At 64.4% G+C, this 18,833-nt stretch carries 22 protein-coding genes; 15 read left to right on the top strand and 7 right to left on the bottom strand.

Translation table 11 applies throughout. The features are described 5' to 3' along the window. Positions 1-12: 12 nt before the first annotated feature. On the bottom strand, positions 13-765 hold the full coding sequence (locus tag NTCA1_RS19610) for a FadR/GntR family transcriptional regulator (RefSeq protein WP_236549474.1): 753 nt from the start codon (positions 763-765) through the stop codon (positions 13-15). A 156-nt stretch (positions 766-921) separates the two neighbouring features. Between NTCA1_RS19610 and NTCA1_RS19605 the strand changes: the two genes are divergently transcribed. Genes NTCA1_RS19605 through NTCA1_RS19585 form a run of 5 tightly spaced genes read left to right on the top strand, consistent with a single transcriptional unit; the run spans position 922 to position 5,554 of the window. Beyond that, complete coding sequence (locus NTCA1_RS19605) at positions 922-2,394, top strand: aldehyde dehydrogenase (protein WP_159831546.1); 1,473 nt, start codon at positions 922-924, stop codon at positions 2,392-2,394. Between the two features lie 11 nt (positions 2,395-2,405). After that, the gene (locus NTCA1_RS19600; protein ID WP_159831545.1) at positions 2,406-3,188 is read left to right on the top strand and encodes a carboxymuconolactone decarboxylase family protein; all 783 of its coding nucleotides are present in this window, start codon (positions 2,406-2,408) and stop codon (positions 3,186-3,188) included. Then, positions 3,181-3,987, top strand: a complete 807-nt coding sequence (locus NTCA1_RS19595) for an NAD(P)-dependent oxidoreductase (protein WP_159831544.1) — start codon at positions 3,181-3,183, stop codon at positions 3,985-3,987. Before NTCA1_RS19600 ends, NTCA1_RS19595 begins: the two co-directional genes overlap by 8 nt. Then, positions 3,984-4,754, top strand: coding sequence for an SDR family NAD(P)-dependent oxidoreductase (locus NTCA1_RS19590; protein WP_159831543.1), 771 nt, complete (start codon positions 3,984-3,986; stop codon positions 4,752-4,754). The genes NTCA1_RS19595 and NTCA1_RS19590 overlap by 4 nt, the downstream gene beginning before the upstream one ends. 14 nt (positions 4,755-4,768) lie before the next feature. Beyond that, entirely contained in the window at positions 4,769-5,554 is a 786-nt protein-coding gene (locus tag NTCA1_RS19585; protein ID WP_159831542.1) for an SDR family oxidoreductase, read from the top strand. 26 nt (positions 5,555-5,580) lie between these two features. On the opposite strand, the gene NTCA1_RS19580 is transcribed toward NTCA1_RS19585, so the two are convergent. Beyond that, positions 5,581-6,684, bottom strand: a complete 1,104-nt coding sequence (locus NTCA1_RS19580) for a diguanylate cyclase (RefSeq protein ID WP_159831541.1) — start codon at positions 6,682-6,684, stop codon at positions 5,581-5,583. Between the two features lie 79 nt (positions 6,685-6,763). Next, the gene (locus NTCA1_RS19575; protein ID WP_159831540.1) at positions 6,764-8,560 is read right to left on the bottom strand and encodes a sensor domain-containing diguanylate cyclase; all 1,797 of its coding nucleotides are present in this window, start codon (positions 8,558-8,560) and stop codon (positions 6,764-6,766) included. Between the two features lie 908 nt (positions 8,561-9,468). On the opposite strand from NTCA1_RS19575, the gene NTCA1_RS19570 reads away from it, so the two are divergent. After that, positions 9,469-10,122 carry an SOS response-associated peptidase gene (locus NTCA1_RS19570; RefSeq protein ID WP_159831539.1) on the top strand — a complete coding sequence of 218 codons (654 nt, stop codon included), beginning with the start codon at positions 9,469-9,471 and terminating at the stop codon, positions 10,120-10,122. A 98-nt stretch (positions 10,123-10,220) separates the two neighbouring features. On the opposite strand, the gene NTCA1_RS28780 is transcribed toward NTCA1_RS19570, so the two are convergent. Beyond that, the gene (locus NTCA1_RS28780; protein ID WP_236549472.1) at positions 10,221-10,601 is read right to left on the bottom strand and encodes a hypothetical protein; all 381 of its coding nucleotides are present in this window, start codon (positions 10,599-10,601) and stop codon (positions 10,221-10,223) included. A gap of 99 nt (positions 10,602-10,700) precedes the next feature. Between NTCA1_RS28780 and NTCA1_RS28530 the strand changes: the two genes are divergently transcribed. After that, entirely contained in the window at positions 10,701-10,874 is a 174-nt protein-coding gene (locus NTCA1_RS28530; protein WP_201282548.1) for a hypothetical protein, read from the top strand. Positions 10,875-10,878: 4 nt separating this feature from the next. Beyond that, on the top strand, positions 10,879-11,199 hold the full coding sequence (locus tag NTCA1_RS19560; protein ID WP_159831538.1) for a hypothetical protein: 321 nt from the start codon (positions 10,879-10,881) through the stop codon (positions 11,197-11,199). A gap of 72 nt (positions 11,200-11,271) precedes the next feature. Here NTCA1_RS19560 and NTCA1_RS19555 read toward each other — a convergent pair whose 3' ends face one another. From NTCA1_RS19555 to NTCA1_RS19545, 3 genes are read right to left on the bottom strand one after another with little or no spacing between them, the layout of a single operon-like run. Further along, positions 11,272-11,454 carry a hypothetical protein gene (locus NTCA1_RS19555; protein ID WP_159831537.1) on the bottom strand — a complete coding sequence of 61 codons (183 nt, stop codon included), beginning with the start codon at positions 11,452-11,454 and terminating at the stop codon, positions 11,272-11,274. Positions 11,455-11,504: 50 nt separating this feature from the next. After that, a complete protein-coding gene (locus NTCA1_RS19550) occupies positions 11,505-12,560 on the bottom strand; it encodes a phage portal protein (RefSeq protein ID WP_159831536.1) in 1,056 nt (351 codons plus the stop codon). Next, positions 12,557-14,410 carry a terminase large subunit domain-containing protein gene (locus NTCA1_RS19545; protein ID WP_236549471.1) on the bottom strand — a complete coding sequence of 618 codons (1,854 nt, stop codon included), beginning with the start codon at positions 14,408-14,410 and terminating at the stop codon, positions 12,557-12,559. Before NTCA1_RS19545 ends, NTCA1_RS19550 begins: the two co-directional genes overlap by 4 nt. A 161-nt stretch (positions 14,411-14,571) precedes the next feature. Here NTCA1_RS19545 and NTCA1_RS19540 point away from each other — a divergent pair, with 161 nt between their 5' ends. The 7 genes from NTCA1_RS19540 to NTCA1_RS19510 all read left to right on the top strand — a co-directional run bounded on the left by NTCA1_RS19540 (position 14,572) and on the right by NTCA1_RS19510 (position 18,832). After that, the gene (locus tag NTCA1_RS19540; protein ID WP_159831535.1) at positions 14,572-15,399 is read left to right on the top strand and encodes a GPO family capsid scaffolding protein; all 828 of its coding nucleotides are present in this window, start codon (positions 14,572-14,574) and stop codon (positions 15,397-15,399) included. 55 nt (positions 15,400-15,454) lie between these two features. Next, on the top strand, positions 15,455-16,552 hold the full coding sequence (locus NTCA1_RS19535) for a phage major capsid protein, P2 family (protein ID WP_159831534.1): 1,098 nt from the start codon (positions 15,455-15,457) through the stop codon (positions 16,550-16,552). A 48-nt stretch (positions 16,553-16,600) separates the two neighbouring features. Continuing rightward, complete coding sequence (gpM, locus tag NTCA1_RS19530; protein WP_159831533.1) at positions 16,601-17,395, top strand: phage terminase small subunit; 795 nt, start codon at positions 16,601-16,603, stop codon at positions 17,393-17,395. Positions 17,396-17,514: 119 nt separating this feature from the next. Further along, positions 17,515-17,784 (top strand): hypothetical protein, encoded by a 270-nt coding sequence (locus tag NTCA1_RS19525; protein ID WP_159831532.1) that lies wholly within the window; start codon positions 17,515-17,517, stop codon positions 17,782-17,784. After that, positions 17,784-18,266: a head completion/stabilization protein gene (locus NTCA1_RS19520; protein WP_159831531.1), complete on the top strand. Its 483-nt coding sequence runs from the start codon at positions 17,784-17,786 to the stop codon at positions 18,264-18,266. The genes NTCA1_RS19525 and NTCA1_RS19520 overlap by 1 nt, the downstream gene beginning before the upstream one ends. After that, positions 18,266-18,496, top strand: a complete 231-nt coding sequence (locus tag NTCA1_RS19515) for a tail protein X (RefSeq protein WP_159831530.1) — start codon at positions 18,266-18,268, stop codon at positions 18,494-18,496. Before NTCA1_RS19520 ends, NTCA1_RS19515 begins: the two co-directional genes overlap by 1 nt. 3 nt (positions 18,497-18,499) lie before the next feature. After that, positions 18,500-18,832, top strand: coding sequence for a hypothetical protein (locus NTCA1_RS19510; protein WP_159831529.1), 333 nt, complete (start codon positions 18,500-18,502; stop codon positions 18,830-18,832). Position 18,833: the final 1 nt, after the last annotated feature.

The following is an 18,833-nucleotide window of genomic DNA, read 5'->3' as shown; positions in this document are numbered from 1 at the left end:
TATATTTCCGGTTTATTGCGAGTCAATCGCATTCTCAATAGCAACTGATGCAGAACCTATCGCCATATCCTGCGTCTGCAGACTCGCCATCACGACCTCCCGGTTCTGCCGGTTCGCCTCGAATCGCGCGAGGTCGGCATCGTTGGCAAGGATCGCAGCTATGATGCGCCGCCGCCCCGCGCGCCAGAAATCGACACCCGCCCCGAAAGTCTCCACGACCGGAGCGGCACGGGTTGCCGCATAGTGCAGGGTCACGCGCGTAAGCATCTCGAACAGCGGGCGGCGGACCATCCTGAACAGCAGGTCCTGGAATTCGAGTTCGAACGCCCCGAACTCCGCCATCGAGCGAAACGACCCGGCACGATCGTCCAATGCCGCCAGCTTCGCGCGCAGGGCCGGGTCGGTGCAGCGGGCAGCTGACGTCGCCAGTTCAGTGAACAGCAGGGACGTCATGTCCAGCGCTTCTTCGTAGCCCGCCGGGTTCATCCGCATGTAGGAATCGAGCGCGCGTTCCAGCGCGGCATCGTCCGGCCGCGTTCCATAATATCCGCCGCCTGGCCCACGCCGTACTTCCAGCAAGCCTTCGTGTTCCAGCACCCGGGCCGCTTGCTGAAGGGTAACGATGCCGACTTCGAGGTCGCGTGCGAGTTCATGCAGCGATCCGAGCAAGGTCCCGGCCTCGCAGGCGAAAATGCGGTTCCGCAAGGTTTCCGTGGTTCGCAACACGAGATTGGTGCCTTTGCGTCGGCCCGGCACGCGCTCCATGAATCCTCCAATAATATGCATATTATTAAAAATATAGCGATACTTTGAGCGCCATTACCGAGAATTCAAGTCAATTGACCGCTTATATTAGATCCATATCCTTCCTCTCATCAGAGCGACTTCTCGTGTCGCCACCCGGAGAGGACTGAAACGAGCATGGGCTTCCAACACCCGGACATCTCGGCGTTTCCCGAGTTTTCAATGGTCATCGGCGAGGAAAGGGCGCACTCCGGCAATGGCATCGACTGGGGCCACGTCTACCCCGGCACCGGCCGGATCACGCGCGAAATCCGGCTCGCATCCCCCGACGACGTTGACCGTGCGGTCGCCACCGCGAAAGCGGCGCATCCGGCATGGCGCGCCCTGCCCGGCGACAGGCGGCGCGATCTGATGTTCCGGCTCGCCTCGATAATCGAGGCCGGTGCCGCCGAAATGACGCCGTTGCTGACGGCGGAGAACGGATCGATCCTGATCGCAGGCGGCCACATGAGCTTCGATGCCGCGCAGAAGTTCCGCTATTTCGGCGGCTGGGCGGACAAGATCGACGGGCGCACCGTCTCCACCTGGGGCGGGCCCGCACACGACTATGTGATGTACGAGCCTTACGGCACCGTCGGGGTTATCGTGCCTTGGAACGGCCCGCTGTTCGCCGCGACGATGGTCATGGCGCCTGCCCTCGCCGCCGGAAACTGCGTGGTGCTGAAAGCCCCCGAACTGGCGCCGTGGTCACTGATGAAACTGATGGAGGCGATCCACGAAGCGGGCTTCCCGGCGGGCGTGGTCAACCTCGTCACTGGCGGCCCCGATGTCGGCGCGGCGATGGTCGGCCATCCCGGCATCGACAAGATCGAATTCATCGGCAGCGGCGCGACGGCCAGGAAAATCCTCGCCAACGCGTCCGAAACGCTGAAGCCCGTAGGCCTTGAACTCGGCGGTAAGTCGGCAGTGATCGTCTTTGCCGATGCGGACCTTCAGGCTGCGGCGAAGCGCGGGCTTTCCGGCGCGGTCAGCGCCAATGGCCAGGGCTGCGTCAACGGCACCCGCCTGCTGGTCGAGCGCGCGGTCTACGAACCCTATCTCCAGATGCTGAAGGCCATGGCCGCCCATGTGAAAGTGGGCGATCCCTTCGCGATGGATACCTTCATGGGCCCGGTCATCTCGCAGACCGCGCTGGACCGGATCGACGGCATGGTCCGTCGCGGCGTGGAGCAAGGCGGCGAAGTGCTCTGCGGTGGCGCCCGGATGGAGGGCGATCACGGCGAAGGCTACTTCTATCCGATCACCGTGCTCGCCGGAATAGATCCCACAAGCGAGATCGCCCGCAACGAAGTGTTCGGCCCGGTCCTCGTCGTCACCCCGTTCGACAGCGAGGAAGAGGCGATCCGGCTTGCCAACGACAGCGACTACGGCCTTGGCGCCTATGTCCACACCACCAATCTCGCCCGCGCGCACCGTGTTGCCGGGCAGATGATGGCGGGGCAGGTGCAGGTCAACGGATCGGGTGAGGCGATGACGCCCTGCGTGCCCTTCGGCGGCATGAAGCATTCCGGCCACGGCCGCCTTGGCGGGATCGAGGGTCTGCGCGAGTTCCAGCAGGTCCGCAACGTCTGGGTCAACCTTCAGGAATGAGGAGAGCACGGATGGCACTGCTCCAACCCGAAGAGCGTAACGCACGCGGCCTCGCCACCGAGGCCGAAGTGACCGCCCGCCCGGCTCGTCCGCCCACGACGCTGCTGGAGGAATCCTGGCGCGATTTCGTCTTCGCCGAGGTCTGGACGCGCCCCGGATTGCCCCGCCGCCCGCGCTTCCTTGTCGCGATTGCCAGCGCGGTGACTTGCGGGCTCGAAGACCGCCAGATCGACGATTTCGTGCGCGGCGCTTTGACGAACGAAACGCTCACCCTTGCCGAACTGCGCGAAGCGGCACTGCATCTCGCCGTCTATGCCGGTTGGGGCAACGGCGGCAGGCTGGACCGCGCGATCTCCCGCGCAGCCGACGAACTCGGCCTGCAACCTGCCGACGTGCCCGCGATCTGCCCGGAGCCATGGGATCCTGATGTGCGCAGCCAGCGCGGGCATGACGAATTCGCGCAAGTCATGACCTTCCCGCCCGGCCCGCCGGCCACACCCTATCTGGAAGGCATCAACAACTTCGTCTTTGGAGAGATGTGGTGCCGCCGGGGCCTCGACGAGCCTTCGCGCCGCTGGATCACGCTGGTGGGCGTCTGCGAATCCGGCGCCGAAATCCCGATCCGCAGCCACATCCACGCCGCCATGGCGAGCGGCAACTGCCAACCCGCGGAGATGCTGGAATTCTGCCTGCAATACGGCACCCACGCCGGTTGGCCGAAAGCCTCACGCATTCAGGGTGTGGTGCTGGAAATGATCGACAAGGTCGCGAAAGGGCTCCCCTGGCATGGTTAGGACCGGTTTTATCGGCCTTGGCTCGCAAGGTGCGCCCATGGCGGAACGGATGCTGGCGGCAGGCCACGAACTCACCGTCTGGGCCCGTCGGCCGGAGACAGCGGACGACCTCGCTGCCAAGGGGGCACTTCGCGCGGCATCGGTCGCCGAACTGGGCGAACGCTGCAATCACGTGGGCGTCTGCGTGGTCGACGACGCGGGCGTCACGGAGATTTGCGCGCAACTGCTACCGGTCATGAAGCCGGGCAGTGTCCTGGTCATCCATTCGACGATCCTGCCACAGACCTGCGAGCGACTGGCGGCGGAAGCGGAAAAGCGTGGCATCGCCCTGCTCGACGCGCCCGTCAGCGGCGGCGGCGCAGGCGCGGCGGCGGGCACTCTCACTGTCATGTGCGGAGGTAGCGAGGCGGCCTTTGCGCAGGCGCTTCCCGTGATGGAGAGCTTTGCGGGCAAGGCGGTGCTGCTCGGGCCGGTCGGCTCCGGCCAGCGCGCCAAGATCGTCAACAACGCACTGATGGCCGCGAACATGGGCCTGGCCCATGCTGCGCTTTCACTGGGCGAAGAGCTCGACATCGACCGGGGCGCCCTTGCCGATCTCATAAAGCATTCCAGCGGCCGCAGCTTCGGCTTCGAGGTCTACGCCCGCCTGACCGCACCGGCAGCCTTCGCCCACGGCGGCAAGCTGCTGCGCAAGGATGTGGACCTGCTCGGCACCATCACCGCGCCCGACAACGCCTTGGCACGAGCCGCCGATCCCTTCCTTCACGCTGCCCTCAACGAAACGGAATCGACGACATGAGCGTGATCTTCAAAACCCTCGACATGACGGGCAAGGCCGCTGTCGTCACCGGCGCCGCGTCGGGCCTGGGCCGCATGACCGCACTCAAGCTCGCCGAGGCAGGGTGCGACCTCTGGCTGGTGGATGTGAACGAGGCCGGACTTGCCGAAACCACGCAGCTGCTCGCTCCGCACGGCCGCGCGGTGGGCAGCGAAGTGGCGGATCTGTCCGATCCGGTGGCCTGCCACGGCGTGATTGCCCATGCGATGGAAAAATTCGGCCGCCTCGACGCGCTCTGCAACATCGCTGGGCTGATCTACCTCGCCAACACCCCGCAGATGCCGCAGGCGCAGTACGAACGCACCATCGATGTCAATCTCAACGCCCCGTTCTTCCTCTCGCAGGCGGCGATCCCGCACCTGCTGGAAATGAACGGTGCGGTGGTCAACGTCGCCTCCTGCGCGTCCTACATCGGGGAGGCCTATGCCGCCGCCTATTGCGCCAGCAAGTGGGGCCTTGTCGGCATGACCAAGGCCATGGCGATGGAATTCCAGAAGAAACCCATCCGCATCAACGCCGTCGCGCCCGGCGGCATGATCACCAATATCGCGACCAACTTCACCCCGCCCGAAAACTGCGACTTCGAACTGCTCAAGCGCTTTTCGGGAATGCGCGGGCAGGTCGAGGTCGAGGACGTGGCCGACCTTGTCGTGCTGCTCTCATCCCCCGCCGGTCGTGGCTTTCACGGCGCCTGCCTCTCGCTCGACGCGGGCATCACGGCAGGCTGACAGGAGACATATCCATGGCATTTTTTCTCGATCAGTTCCGCCTCGATGGCAAAGTGGCCGTCGTCACCGGCGCGGGCGGGCGCGGCAATTCCATCGGCCGCGCCTATGCGCTGGGCCTTGCCGATGCAGGCGCTGCCATCGTCGTGACGGACCTCAATGGTGAAGGCGCCAAGGCTGTCGCGGACGAGATCGTCGCGGCCGGCGGCAAGGCCGTGGGCGTGCAGGTCGACGTTTCCGACGAAGCCTCCACGCGCGCCATGGCCGCCGCCGCGAAGGAGGCGTTCGGCGGTGTCGACATCCTCATCAACAACGCCGCGCTGATGGTCGACGTCAGCTACGACAATTGCGAAACGGTCAGCCTCGATGCCTGGAACAAGGCCTTCGCGGTGAACCTCAACGGCGCACTGCTCTGCGCCCGCGCGGTGATCCCCTCGATGCGCGAGCGGGGCGGCGGGCGGATCGTCAACCAGACCTCGGGCGGCGCTTTCCCGGCCACCGGGCTCTACGGCATCACCAAGCTGGCGCTGGTGGGCTTGACGACCACGCTGGCGAAGCAGTTCGGCAAGGACGGCATCACCTGCAACGCCATCGCCCCCGGCAATGTCACGTCGGACGCGGGCAAGATGCTGGTTCCCGACGATTCGCCCTTCATCCAGTTCCTCAACATGACCTGCGCCCTCAGGGCGCGCGGCGCGCCGGACGAACTGGTCGGCACCGCGCTACTGCTCTGTTCGGATGCGGGCGCCTGGATTACCGGCCAGACCATCCACGTCGACGGCGGTTGGGTACTGCGCCCCTGAATCTGGACTCAGCCCTAAATCTGAACCTAGCGACGTGCCTTGGCTTCATAGAGCGAACGATCCGCCCGAACGATCACATCGTCGATCCGCCGATCGTCTGCCTCGACAGCGGCCAGACCCATGCTCACGCTCCAGAGGTCGGCAAGCGCGCCGCTGCCCTCCAGCCTTTCATGCAGAAGCGCCATGAAGAGCGAAGGATCGCAACATCCCGCAGGCAAAAGCATCAGAAATTCGTCCCCGCCCAGCCTTGCCGCCTGTCCGCCATGCGCTTCGGCCAGCGCTCCGGCCTCGCGGCCAAGGGCCACGAGCACTTCGTCTCCTGCGGCATGGCCGTGCCGGTCGTTGATGGCCTTGAAGTGGTCGACGTCGATGGCGATGATCGTTGCGCCCGGTAACAGGAAGCGCGCCGCGACCTGTTCCAGACCGGCGCGGTTCCAGCATCCGGTCAGAGGGTCGCGCAAGGCGGCATTGCGCAGCTTGCGCTGGACCTGTTCGACCGGGATCGCCAGCAGGGCGAGATTGAGCACGCCCAGCAGCACCTGATCGGAAAGCAGGGCCAACAACGCTACGAGGTCTCTGCCCGGCACGTCGAAGAAGGCGCCGGAAATAGAGAGGATGTAACCCGGCAGGTAACCCAGCATCGCCAGTCCGGCCAGGCGCCGCCCTACCGTGCGCCGCGCTCCCGGCCCAAAGGCCAGCACGTAACCTGAAACACCCATCGATATCGCCAGGCCCGCCGCATCGCAGACGCTCTGCAGGCTCTCGCTTCGCGCCGCCCAGCCCAGCGCGCCGAGCGCTGCGGGCAGCACATGGCCCAGCACTGCACTCGCCACCGGAACCACCATCCAGCGCCGCCATGCGCGCTCACCTTCGAGCGCCAGAGCCCCTGCCACGGGCAATACCTGGGTCAGCCCCAGCACCGCATAGATTAACGAGAACGCCGCCAGCGATCCGCGCGGTGCAACGGTGAAAGCATAGAGCACGCCGACGTAGACGAAAGACGACAGCGCCCAATAGACGAAGTGCGTCGCGGCACGGTCCCGCAGCCAGAGCACGCAGAACACGAACCCGAAGGCGCTGGACGAGAGCATGCTGCACAGGCGTAAGGTATCAACGTCGGGGAAAGTCATCCGGCTCGCTTCGATGGCGGGCTACCCATGCCATGCAATGGTTAACAATCCGTCCAGCAAGCATCCAGGCTTGCCGGATTCAACCCGTCTGCCGCAGCATGTTCCGCCCGTCGTTCTTGGCCTGGTAGAGCGCCCGATCCGCGCGGATCATCAGTTCCTCCCGGTCCATGCCACCGCCCAGCGAGGCCAGCCCGATACTTACGGTGACGCGCTGGAGATCGAGCGGCTGCCAGTCGATCGCCTCCACCGCGCTGCGAACGCGCTCGGCCACGGCAAAGGCCATCTCGGCGCTTGTAGTCGGCAGGACGATCAGGAATTCCTCGCCGCCGATCCGGCCCACCAGATCCGAACCGCGCGTGGCCAGCGCGCAGACTTGCGCCACGCGGCGGATCACCTGATCGCCCACCGCGTGGCCGAAACGATCGTTGATCTGCTTGAAGCGATCGATGTCCAGCACCGCGATCGCCAGCGGCCCGCCCAGCACGACGGCCTTGGCGATCTCGGTGTCGAGGAAGGACAGGACCTTGCGGCGATTGGCGATCTCGGTCAGCGAATCGGTCTCGGCCAGCTGGGTCGCCTCGTCCGCCCGCGCTTCGGCACGGGCGCGGGCACTGGCCAGCTCCATAGCGGCCAGCACGCGGTTGGTCACGTCCTGGAATATCCCGAAGATCGCACCAGGCTTGCCGTCCTCGCGCAGTTCCACTTCGCTGCAACTGTATACGTAGCGGATATCCCCGTCCTGGCGCACGATCCGCGCTTCGAACTCGATCGGCTGGAGCGTTTCCAGGCTCTGCGCCAGAGTGCCTTCCACCAGCGGACGATCCTCCGGGTGATAGAAGTTCACCGCCATGTCGAGTGCGGGCTGCGGGCCGGGCTCCAGGCCGTGGATGCGGAACACTTCCCCCGACCAGAACAGGCGCTGCTCGGCCAGTTCGAGCCGCCAGTGGCCGACCTTGGCGATACCTTCCGACATCTCCAGCCAGCGCTTCCCGCGCTCCACTTCGGCGAAGCTGCGATCGCGCATCGCGATCATGGCCGCCAGCGGCAGCGCCGAGACCAGCAGGGTGAAAAGATAGAACTGGAAGAACAGCACTTCCGCTTCGGTGCCCGCGTTCAGCAGGCTGATCGATCCGCTGTGCTGCCAGATCGCCACGGAGCCGATCGCGGCAATGATCAGGATGCTGCACGTTGCGCCGGTTGCGCCCAGGAAATAGGTGGCAAGCAGCACGCTCAGCAAGGGCAGGAACAGCAAAGGATAAGTCGACTGGGTGAAGACCACCCCGGCGACCAGCGCCACCACCGCCAGAACCAGAGCGGTACGTCCGAGTTGACCGGCGCTCCGGCTTGGCCCGTGGGTGGCCGGATGCATGAAGTTCATGATCAGCGGAACGACGAGGAGAATGCCCAGCGCAACCGTCGTCAGCCAGGACACGAACATGTGCCCGATCCCGCCGCCTGCCAGCAGGCTCGCGATCGTCGCACTGGCCAGCGCGGCCAGAACCGCCGCAAGACAGAACCGCGCGATGGCGGCGATATGGAAGAAGGAATCGTTGCGCCGCTGGATATCCCGCATGATCCAGTAGGCAACCAGAGCTTCCACCACATTGGCGGCAGTATGCCCGAAAGCCGGTGCAAGCGCCCCGCTCCAGACGAAGTTGGCAAGGAAACTGGCCGCAGCCAGGGAGAGCAGGACCCATCCCCTCTGCCCCGCCCCGGCAAGCAAAAGCGCTGCCACGGCAACCCCGCTGGAGGGCCATACCGTGGCGATCCCATCCGCACCTCTGGTCAGTTGCAGGGCAATCGCGGCGAGAACGAAATAGAGAAGACCCGCCGAAGCCGAGACCAGAATCGTCTGCCGGAGATTGCTGCTACCCACATCCCAGAGATAACCGCCAGCTCCTCCGATTTCGACCCAATATCGACGACGAGGCGAAAATACGGTGCGCCGATCCGGGACAGTGCAAGCCTCCTTGCGGGCTTGACCTCTACAGTCGGAGATCGGGTAACAGATGGCGGAGCGGGAGGACGCCAACTAGCGCCACCAACCACCGAAAACGCTTACCTATTTCCGTGTAGCGCCAGCGCAGAGACCATAGATTGAACCATACGAGAGATTTCCACGAGTTCGATTGTCACTATGGGAATCGAACTAAGCAATGTGCCTATAGCCGCGCAGCTTTCCTTACAATGTGGGGGGTACCGGAAAAAACGTAACATACGTAACCTTGGCGGAAATCAGCCGTTTTTGGCGTAACCGAAAGCGTAATATCAAGGTAACGAGATTACATTTTCAGAATGTAACTTTTGGAGAGAGAAAACCCTAGGATTTCTGCGGGTGTTACATTTTCGAGCGGGAGAGGTTGCGGTCGATTACACCGGGGATGTAATCTGAAAAATGGCGAATCTCTGGGGTTTCAGGCTGGAAAATAGTGCGTGGTTACGAATGTTACGCTTTCCCGCCCCCTCCCTCCGTAGCCGACGCGGCCAGCCAACATTTTCTCGATCCTCGACCGTGGCTGGATCAGCCTGTCAGCTGCATCAAAGTGCATCAGCGCCCGGCCCCTTTTCATCGCCGCCCGGCCTAGGAAGCCCGCCATTCTTCCGGCGCTGCCAATGCGCATCAAAACCGACACGAAAAGTGCGCGGGCGAGGCGGGGGATTAAGCGCGCTTTGAGGGGGTGCAGCTTCGTGTCTCCGGTGCGCAATATTGTTACTCGATCGGGATGGTGCCTCCCCTCGCCGCATCGTATTGACCGCGCGGCAGGTGAGGCGCAGGATCCCCACATGTGCAATCTCTATCGGATGACAGCGCCTGCCGTCGCCGTCGCAGGGCTGTTCCGAGCGACCTCGAACACCTCGCCGAACTTCGCTGCCGAGATCTACCCCGGCTATCTCGGCCTTGTGGTCGCAGACGGCATGGTCCGCGCGATGAACTGGGGCTTCCCCCTCGTACTCAAGAGCAAGAAGACCGGCGCGCCGCTCAAGCCCAAGCCCGTCAACAACACGCGCGAGGACAAGCTGCACACGGGTTTCTGGGTGGACAGCTTCCGCAAGCGGCGGTGCCTAATCCCCGTCACCGCCTGGGCGGAAGCCGAGGGCGCCAAGGGCGCCATGACGCGCACATGGTACTCCCTGCCGGATCAGGACGTGTTTGCGGTCGCAGGCGTCTGGCGACCGACCGCTGAGTGGGGCGACTGCTACTCGATGGTCATGGTCAACGGGTGCGAGCAGATGGCCGACGTCCACGATCGCATGCCGACGATCCTTGCCCAAGAGCATTGGGACCGCTGGACCAATGGAGATCCCGACGAAGCCTTCGCGCTCTGCCGCGTCTATGACCCGCCGCTTATCGTCTATCGCACGAGCGAGCCTTGGTTCAAGCGAACCAGCCCACCACCTGCGTCACAAACGCCACCGCCATCAGCAACGCTACTATGATCATCTCGGCCTGTTTCAGCATCAGCGGTTGATCCTAGACGGCCAAGCCGGATGCAATGCGGGATAGATCCGCGCTGGATCAAAACGACAGCCGGGCCTCAATAGCTCAGCCAGTCGAGTTCGGCTTCATCGACCGCTTCGAACATGTCGCCCTCTGCCTGGCCGACGCGAAGCCGCTGCCGTACCGCCTCGGGGTCGCCATCCTTTGGAAAGCCGCGATCCGCCACGGCGCACTTCGCCAGTTCGCCGACCAGACCACCGCACCCGGTCTGCATGAGCAGCCGGCGGCCAAATGCCCCGCGCTCGGCATGCGCAGCCGTGCGCCCGGCCTGACGAAGACGCGGGTCAGGCGCTGCGGGCACGAAAGCCCGAAAATCAGGGCCTTTGGTGATATCCTGAAATGAGCCACCCCCTCCGGCTATCCTGCTGACTTCGCGGCGCAAGTCGTCGAGCGTCGGGGTGGCGGGCAGCTGTTCCATGGCAATCCTCGCTGTCGAATCGGTGGCGCGATCCTAGCATGTTCTCTATATGTTCACACCATGAGTCGATGTGTGCAAAGCACCCCGGAGGATCAGAAGATGGAACAGATAAAGGAAATCCGCCACGCGGTGGCGACGGCGCTGGAGACGCGGGGCCTCGATAATCGGGAGTTCCTGCGGCAGATCCGATCAGGCGAGCAGGACGATGGGCCTTACATGACCGGCGCCCTTGCCTGCGCCGCCGTCCTGACGAAGCAGTCGGCGCGCGGCTGATGCCGTGCGCTACGCTGATGGACTGAGGATCCCGACCCGGCTGTTCGAGGCCGCCGCCTGGCATTATCCGATCAAGGTGACGTGCGCGTGCGGCCGGTCGGCCGTCTTCGATCCCCATGCGCTGTGGTATCTCTTCGAGCGCAAAGGGTGGGATCCCACCTTCGCCAAGGCGCAGGGCCGGTTCTACTGCAGCGAATGTTGGCGAACGAAATTCCGCAAGCTGGCGCCAGTGAAGTTCGAGACCTGCCGCGAAGAGCCGACTGTGCGCCTGCCGATGCCAGACGAGCGGGAATGGAAACGCGCGATCAATCGGTTTCGAGGGTAGGCACCAAAAAGGGCGGCTTCTGCGAGCCGCCCTGAATGTGTTTCAAAAGTCGACTAGGCTACGTGCCTGAGATCAGTCCTGAGCGCGAAGCTCGGCCGCAAGCTCCGAAAGCGTATACCCGCTCTCGCCATCGGTGTAGAATTCGACCTCGGCCTTTTCTTCATTTCCCGGTCCTGCGACCTGACGGGCCATGATCAAGAGGCTTTCGTGGGCGTTATCGAGAAGGTCGGCAATTTCACTTTTCGAACGTGGCATGCTGCTACTCCTGTTGAGCCTACGAGATATCGGTACGGCCGGTTATATAATCAAGACAACGGCTTCATCCGCTCTCGGAACCGCACCACCTCGGCGCCCACGGCATCGTTCAGTTCGAGAAACACCGACTGCAACGGCTCGATCTCCAACTCGAAGAACGCATCGGTTGCCTTCGTCACGTCACCGAAGCCCCCGGCATTAGCAGGCACGATGCCCAGCAGCTGGGGCGGGACCCGGTGCGCAGCCAGCACGTCATCCCGCGTCGTGTTCTTGATCCCGAGAAACTCGTCCTTCGCGCCCGCCTCTGCGATCGATTTGATCTGGATCCCGGTGTCCTTGCCGTTCGGCGAGTGGACGAACAGGTTCCGGAAATTCCCCGGTCCTTTCGATCGCTTCAGGGCATCGCGCATCTTGTCCACGTCGCCATCGGCGAATTCGCCGGTGACGTACATGATGTATCCCGCGTGACTGCCGTTCTCGTAGTAGCGGCGGCGGAACAGCGTCGCGTTTTCGTTCAGCAGCGCCGATTGCAGGGCCGACAGGTACTCGGGCAGGCCGTAGATTTCCTGATTCACGTCCGGCGCGATCAGCTGGTGCACCGTGCCCGGAGAGAACTCGACCTCGGGCTGATGCCCCGGCACCCACCAGAAGTGCCCCGGCTCGACACCGCGCCGGGTGTACTTGGCAAGCGCATGGTCGAGCCGCAGCAGGCCACCGAGGCGGTTGCGGACCTCCTGCGCATAGGCGTTGCCCATCACCAGATAGTCTTGCGCCATGCCCTTGAACGCAGCGCGGCTGAGCCATTGGGTCGGCTCAAGGCTGGCGGCCAACATATTACGCTTGAGTATGATCGCGCTGGAATGGTGCGGTGACGCGCGGAACGCGCGGGCAAGGCCATGCAGCGAGATCGGCGGCTCGTACCAGCGCTGGTTGTGATAGCATTCCAGCATGTCGAGCATCGTCGCCCGGCTGAGCACCGGCTCGGGATCCCCGAACGTGAAGGCCTGCACTCCGCCCCGGTTGTCGTTGGCGGAGACGATCGCGCCGGGCGATGCCTCCGCCGTTTCCTGACGGCTCATGCGGCGGGCACGGTTACGCTTGCTCATTCGATAATCTCCATCGTGCCCTTGGGCTTTTCCTTGCCGTCGAGCGGCTCGTTCATGAGGATGTGCATGGTTGCCCACGCGATGTCGGCATGGCCGTCGTCACCGCCGCGCCCGGCCTTGAAGGTCACGTTGCGCCCGCTGGTGGTCAGCGTCTTTTTGATCGACACGAAGGCCGAGACGATGTCGAGGTAGCTGCTCTCGAACGCCAGGCGCCCGCGCCTGATCACGTTCTGCGCCTTCATGATCATGCCCGCCTTCACTTCCAGCGAGTATTCGATCTTGGCAACGGAACAGCCCGGCAGCGCGCCGGGCTTGGCCAGCAGCTGATAGACACCGGCGCCGACGCCGGTCGCGTCCACGCCCAGGTATGTGCAGTTGTACCGGCTCAGCATGGCCTTGATGAAGGCGGCCTGCTCTTCGAAGTCCTGACCGCGCAGCGGGTGGCGTTCGAGGATCCGGAACGTCCCGCCCTCTGACAGGGGCGGCGCCGCGATCACCAGCGCCGCATTGTCGCCGGTCTCACTCGACTGCGGATCATACCCCGCCCAGACCGCGCGATTGCCATAGGGCCGCGCGGCCTCCGGGTTGAAGTCCTCCCACTCGACCAGGCTGTCGCAGCCGCAGGCGATGAGGTCATTGAACTTGAAGGCCGACAGGCTGTCGTCCACGAACTCGCACATGTAGAGGTTCGCGAACTCGTCGGCCGCGTATTCATCCTCAAGCTCCTCGATATCGAACAGGTCGCAGCCCGCGAGATCCGCATCGCGGATGTTGACGATGTGGCGCCACACCCGATCCGGGCCGACGCTGCCGGCGGCGAGCGCCGCATGGCTGACGTCGATCTCGATCCGGTCGGCCTTCTTGCGGCGCTTGTTCCGGCGCTCGCCAGTCCAGTACGGGTACGCGGGATGCGCGATGGTCGACGGCGTCGAGAAGTAGGTTTTCCGCCACTTCTTGTGCGTCGCCATGCCCGAGGCGACCTTGTTCAATTCCTCGAATGAGTGGACCCAGAAGAATTCGTCGAAGTAGAAGTTGCCGCTGCGACCCTGCGCGGTGCGGAAGTTCGTGCCGAGGAAGTGCAGTTCTGCCCCGGCCTCCTCTGGCGGGCGCAGATCCGAGGTGATGACCATCGGGTCGCCTGCGAGCGACACGCCCACCAGCTTGGCGAAGCTGACGATGTAGGAACGGAACTGGTGGGCCTGCGCCTTGGAGGCTGACAGGAAGATCTGATTACGCCCGGTCTCGATCGCGTCCATCAGCGCTTCGAAGGCGAAGAAGTAGGTCGCGCCGATCTGGCGCGACTTCAGGATCATGCGGGTGCGCTGATCCTTCTCCTTCCACCAGCGCAGCTGATAGTCGAAGCACCCGTCGAGGAAGATGCGCTTGAGTTCCTCGGCCTGCTCTTCGGTGAAGTGGTTCTTCTTCGGCGCCTTGCGCGGCCCGGCGTTGCGATTCCCGACCTTCTCGTTGAGGTCACCGCTATGGCCGCCCGGCTGTTCGAAACGCCGGACGCGGGCGAGGCTTTCGATCGAACGGTTGAGCGCGTCCATCTCGACGAGGTCTGCGCTGGTCTTCTTCTCCTTCGCGATCAGCGTCAGCAGCCGGATTTCAAGGCCGTCTTCGATCTTCTTGATCGACGGCGCCTCGTCCCACTTATCGCGCTGGCGCCACGATTCGATCGTCGGGCGCGGGATCGGTTTGTCCTGATCGTTGGTCACGCCGTGCAGCGCGAACTCGTCGGCGATCTGCGTCACGCCCCATCCGCGCCAGTACAGGCTGCGGGCATGGCGACGCGGATCGAACTTCCATGCGGAAGCCAGCGGGTCGGGAAGGGTTGCGTTCGTGCTCATGGCGGCGACCATGCGCCCCGTTTTCGCCGTCAATCACCGCTGTCCATTTGGCCCAGCGCCAGACCAAATGGACGCCCTTGAGAAGATGCGGCCCAGCGGTCCTTTTGGCCGGAACAACACCGCTGCCGAACCCGCCGCACCCTCAAGGAACCGGACCGATCATGGCCAAGAGCAAGTTTTTCCGCGTCGCCGTCGAAGGCCCCACTGTCGATGGCCGCGTCATCGAGCGTGCTCTGCTCGAACAGGCTGCCGCCAGCTACGCGCCCGCCACCTATGCCGCGCGCATCAATTGCGAGCACATCGCCGGGTATAGCCCGGACAAGCCCTTCAATGCTTACGGCACCGTGCTATCGCTGCGCACCGAAGAGGTCGAACTCGACATCAACGGCACCACGAAGAAGCTGCTCAGCCTGGTTGCCGAGATCGAGGCCAATGACCAGCTGATCGCGCTCAACAAGGCCGGTCAGAAACTCTACACCAGCTGCGAGCTTCACCCCAATTTCGCAGGCGAAGGCAAAGGCTACCTCGTCGGCCTGGCCATCACCGATAGCCCGGCATCACTCGGCACCGAACCGCTGAAGTTCGCCGTCCAGTCCCGGCCCAACCTTTTCACCTCGGCTTACGAGACCGCGCTGGAGATCGAGCCGTCACTCGATGGCGCGACCATTGCCGAGGCGACCAAGTCCGGTTTCATCGCCGCGTTCGCCACGCTGTTCAAGTCGGACAAGCCCAAGGAACCGGCCACCCCTCCCCCTGCCCCCACCCCGGCACCGGCGAACGACAACGCTCCTGACATCGAACGCTTCGCCGCCGTCATGGGTGAGCAGGTAGCCGCTGCTGTCAAGCCGTCGAACGATGCTGTCGCCGCCCTCGGCGCCCGCTTCGACAAGCTGGAAGCCCAGCTGGCTTCGACCGAACAGCCCCAGACCTTCAATCGCTCCCCGGCAACCGGCGGCGGCGGCAATGCCGCGCACCTGACCGACTGCTGATCGGTCCCGCACCCCGCCTGCCCCAGCCCCTCGCGCCTCTCAGGAGCCTCGCAAAATGCGTAAAGAAACCCGTGCCCTCTACAAGTCGTATGTCAGCCAGATCGCGCTGATCAACGGCATCGAAGCGGAAGATGTCGTCGCCAAGTTCAGCGTCGCTCCCGCCGTCGAACAGAAGCTGGAAGAAAAGATCCAGGAGTCGAGCGACTTCCTCACGCAGATCAGCGTCGTCATGGTCGCCGCCCAGTCCGGCCAGAAGGTCGGCGTCGGCGTCACCCGCCCACTCGCCGGGCGCACGAACACCAAGGCCGGTCAGCGCCGCACCCCCGGCGATCCGACCGACACCACGGACGACGGCGGTTACAACTGCCGCCAGACCAACTTCGACCACGCCATTCCCTATGCCAAGCTCGACGCCTGGCGCCACAAGCCGGAATTCCAGACCCTCCTGCGCGACGTGATCCTGAAGCAGCAGGGCCGTGACCGCATCATGATCGGTTTCAACGGCACCTCGGCCGCCGCGCAGACCGACCGCGCCGCGAACCCGCTGCTGCAGGACGTCAACGAGGGCTGGCTGCACAAGATCCGCACCCATGCCGAAGAGCGCGTCCTCGATGACGGTGCCCTGACCGCCGGTGCCGACAAGGCGATCTACGTCGCGGCGGGGGTCGATGTCGTTGAAGTAATCGACGGCGAGGTCACCAACGCCGACACCGCCAAGGCCGACTACGCCAACCTCGACGCGGTCGCCTTCGACGCGCTCGATCTGCTCGACCCCTGGCACCGCAGCGATACCGACCTTGTCGTCGTCGTGGGCTGGGCGCTGGTGAAGGACAAGTACCTGAACCTGCTGCAGGCCGCCGGTGACACCGCGACCGAACGCGAAGCGGCGCATCGCATCCTGACCCTGCCCAAGCAGATGGCGGGCAAGCGCGCCGTCATCGTGCCGTTCTTCCCCGAGACTTCGCTGCTGATCACCAGCCTCGATAACCTCGCGATCTACGTTCAGGAAGAGACCCGCCGCCGCCAGATCAAGGATGAGCCGGCACTCGACCAGATCGAGAACTACGAGTCCGTCAACGAGGACTACGTGGTGGAAGACTACGGTCGCTGCGCCCTCGTCGAGAATATCAAGATGGCCAAGAAGCCCGCCTGACCGGCCGGTTTCGCCCTCCCGTAGCCGCTCCCGTCACAGGATATCACCATGAGCCTCGCTCGTCTTAAGCGTGATCGCGTACTCGCTGCCCAGACCATCACCGCAGCAACCGCACCTGTCACGGGGGCGGTCGCCTCCCCCGCTGCCGCTCTTCCTTCGGCAGCGGGGGGCAAGGCATCGCCCGCCGACCGGGCCGCCGCCGAGATTTCACTGCGCCTGACGCACGATCTGCGCCGCCTGAAGGAAATCAAGTCGATCGACTTGAAGATCAAGGCGAAGCGCGAAATGCTGCCGCAGTACAACGCGTGGATCGTTGGCGTGCTGAGCGCTGATGCAGGCGTCGGCACCGGTATCGCCGCTGATGTCGTCCCCACCTGCATGGTCTGGTCTATCGACGTCGGCGCCTATGATGACGCCCTCGCCATCGGGGAATTCCTGCTGCGCCACCATGTGGCAATGCCCAAGCGCTACGAGCGCGACGTCGCGACGATCCTCGTCGAAGAGATCGCCGACGCCGCCCTGAAGGTCCAGAACACCGGCAAGGCTTTCCCGCTGTCCGTGCTCGACACCGCCGACAACCTGACCATCGGTCTCGACATCCACGATCAGGTCCGCGCGAAGTTGCTCAAGGCCATCGGCATCGAGCAGCTGCGCAAGGCCGAGGACACGCCTGCGGAATCCAGCCAGGCCCCTCTGGAAAGCGCGCTGATCAACCTTCGCGAGGCCCAGCGCCTTTTTGATCGCATCGGCGTGAAGGATCGCGTCAAGCGCGCGGAAAAGCTGCTGACTGCCGTCAGCGCCGCCGCGCCCACCACAGACACCGGCGGCAATCCTGCCGCGTAACAAGCTCGCCCCCGGCGCTCAGGGGCGGATCGCGCGCTGCGGGAGGCTTTCGAGCCATAGGGCCGCCAGCTGACCCGATCCCCACCCCTGTTAGCCGGGCGGCCGAAATGGAGGCTCGCATGCCCGATATCACTGCCTGGACCCTTTTCCTGCTCGTCGTCTATGCGCTGGCATTCTGCTGCTGGGCAAAGTCCGCAATCGAGGCGGTTTTCCGTGTGATTGCACTCGGCGCATTGCTTCTAATCCCGAATGTTCGTCCTTTCGAATCGAAGGCATGGGGCTTCCCTATCGTCCTCGTCATCGCCGTGAATGTAATCTTGGCGGCAGTCTGCGGCGGCTTTGCCCTCTGGTGCCTTAAGCTGCTCGCCAGCACCGCCATGGCCACCTGATGACGTTTATCGCCAACCCACTGGGCGACGCGATCGAGGCTCCGCCCGCCGACGAAGGCGTCATCGCCAACGACGGCTTCTTCCCCGACATCGCCCCCGCCGCTGTCCGCGCGGATGCCCGCATCTCCGCAAACGTCACCACGCCCCGGCTGCGGGCGGCGATCCTCGGCGCCATCATGTCGGTGGAATACGACTTGCGCGCCTTTGCGGCCCGGTCGATCGCCGCCGGGCATGCGACGCTCGCGGACGTTCCGTCGCCGCAACTGGACGGCCAGAGCCAGCAACTGATCCGCTACCACCGCGCCGTCTCGCTCTATGCGAAGGCCGAACTGGTCGAGCGCTACCGCGACTTCGACACCACCAGCGCGGGCGGAAACCAGGCGGACGATCTCACGCCCTCGATCGGGGAACTGCGCCGCGATGCCCTGCATGCCGTGCGCGACATCCTCGGCACATCACGGACCACGGTGGACCTGATCTGATGGCCGCCGCGCAGCGCCTCCGGTCCAAACAGGGCGACACGCTCGACCAGCTGCTCTGGCGCGAAGCCGGGCTGGGGCCGGGGGAACTGACGCGCGTGCTCGATGCCAACCCCGGCCTTGCCGACAGCGGGAAGGTGCTGCCGCTCGGCACCGTCGTCCTGATCCCGGCGACTGCGACCACCTCCACCAGCGCGAACCGCGTGCTGCCCCTCATCCAGCTTTGGAGCTGACACATGGAACTGCGCCCCATTCTCGAAACCGCGGCCGAATTTCTTGGATCGCTTTCGCCCTCGCTGCTCGGCTCAGCCGTCGCCCAGGCATGGAAGCCCGGCCTCTCCTACCGCCAGCGCTTCGTCCAATGGGCAGTCGGCTCGACGGTCAGCTATTACGCTACGCTGGCGATCGTCTTCTCGACCGGATGGGACGGCCTCGTCGCGCAATCGATCGGCTTCGGCATCGCCCTGCTCGCCTACGACGCGACGCCCAAGGTGGCCAAGGCCGCGATCGACACCCTCGCCAGCCTCCCGGCCCGCCTCGCTGACCGCTTCCTCCCCAAGAAGGACTGAT

This window comes from Novosphingobium sp. TCA1 (assembly GCF_009811895.1).
GTDB classification, from domain to species: Bacteria; Pseudomonadota; Alphaproteobacteria; order Sphingomonadales; family Sphingomonadaceae; genus Novosphingobium; species Novosphingobium panipatense_A.
The sequence above is the reverse complement of the archived record's forward strand: the minus strand, read 5'-3'. Positions and strand labels throughout refer to the sequence as shown.

Coding starts and splice junctions, on each gene's coding strand:
- NTCA1_RS19585 (WP_159831542.1), top strand. CDS start 4,769: ATGGCATTTTTTCTCGATCAGTTCCGCCTCGATGGCAAAGTGGCCGTC.
- NTCA1_RS19510 (WP_159831529.1), top strand. CDS start 18,500: ATGGAACTGCGCCCCATTCTCGAAACCGCGGCCGAATTTCTTGGATCG.
- NTCA1_RS19610 (WP_236549474.1), bottom strand. CDS start 765: ATGGAGCGCGTGCCGGGCCGACGCAAAGGCACCAATCTCGTGTTGCGA.
- NTCA1_RS19595 (WP_159831544.1), top strand. CDS start 3,181: ATGGTTAGGACCGGTTTTATCGGCCTTGGCTCGCAAGGTGCGCCCATG.
- NTCA1_RS19525 (WP_159831532.1), top strand. CDS start 17,515: ATGCCCGATATCACTGCCTGGACCCTTTTCCTGCTCGTCGTCTATGCG.
- NTCA1_RS19540 (WP_159831535.1), top strand. CDS start 14,572: ATGGCCAAGAGCAAGTTTTTCCGCGTCGCCGTCGAAGGCCCCACTGTC.
- NTCA1_RS19600 (WP_159831545.1), top strand. CDS start 2,406: ATGGCACTGCTCCAACCCGAAGAGCGTAACGCACGCGGCCTCGCCACC.
- NTCA1_RS19515 (WP_159831530.1), top strand. CDS start 18,266: ATGGCCGCCGCGCAGCGCCTCCGGTCCAAACAGGGCGACACGCTCGAC.
- NTCA1_RS19535 (WP_159831534.1), top strand. CDS start 15,455: ATGCGTAAAGAAACCCGTGCCCTCTACAAGTCGTATGTCAGCCAGATC.
- NTCA1_RS19605 (WP_159831546.1), top strand. CDS start 922: ATGGGCTTCCAACACCCGGACATCTCGGCGTTTCCCGAGTTTTCAATG.
- NTCA1_RS28530 (WP_201282548.1), top strand. CDS start 10,701: ATGGAACAGATAAAGGAAATCCGCCACGCGGTGGCGACGGCGCTGGAG.
- NTCA1_RS19555 (WP_159831537.1), bottom strand. CDS start 11,454: ATGCCACGTTCGAAAAGTGAAATTGCCGACCTTCTCGATAACGCCCAC.
- NTCA1_RS19590 (WP_159831543.1), top strand. CDS start 3,984: ATGAGCGTGATCTTCAAAACCCTCGACATGACGGGCAAGGCCGCTGTC.
- gpM (WP_159831533.1), top strand. CDS start 16,601: ATGAGCCTCGCTCGTCTTAAGCGTGATCGCGTACTCGCTGCCCAGACC.
- NTCA1_RS19570 (WP_159831539.1), top strand. CDS start 9,469: ATGTGCAATCTCTATCGGATGACAGCGCCTGCCGTCGCCGTCGCAGGG.
- NTCA1_RS19580 (WP_159831541.1), bottom strand. CDS start 6,684: ATGACTTTCCCCGACGTTGATACCTTACGCCTGTGCAGCATGCTCTCG.
- NTCA1_RS19550 (WP_159831536.1), bottom strand. CDS start 12,560: ATGAGCAAGCGTAACCGTGCCCGCCGCATGAGCCGTCAGGAAACGGCG.
- NTCA1_RS19520 (WP_159831531.1), top strand. CDS start 17,784: ATGACGTTTATCGCCAACCCACTGGGCGACGCGATCGAGGCTCCGCCC.
- NTCA1_RS19545 (WP_236549471.1), bottom strand. CDS start 14,410: ATGAGCACGAACGCAACCCTTCCCGACCCGCTGGCTTCCGCATGGAAG.
- NTCA1_RS28780 (WP_236549472.1), bottom strand. CDS start 10,601: ATGGAACAGCTGCCCGCCACCCCGACGCTCGACGACTTGCGCCGCGAA.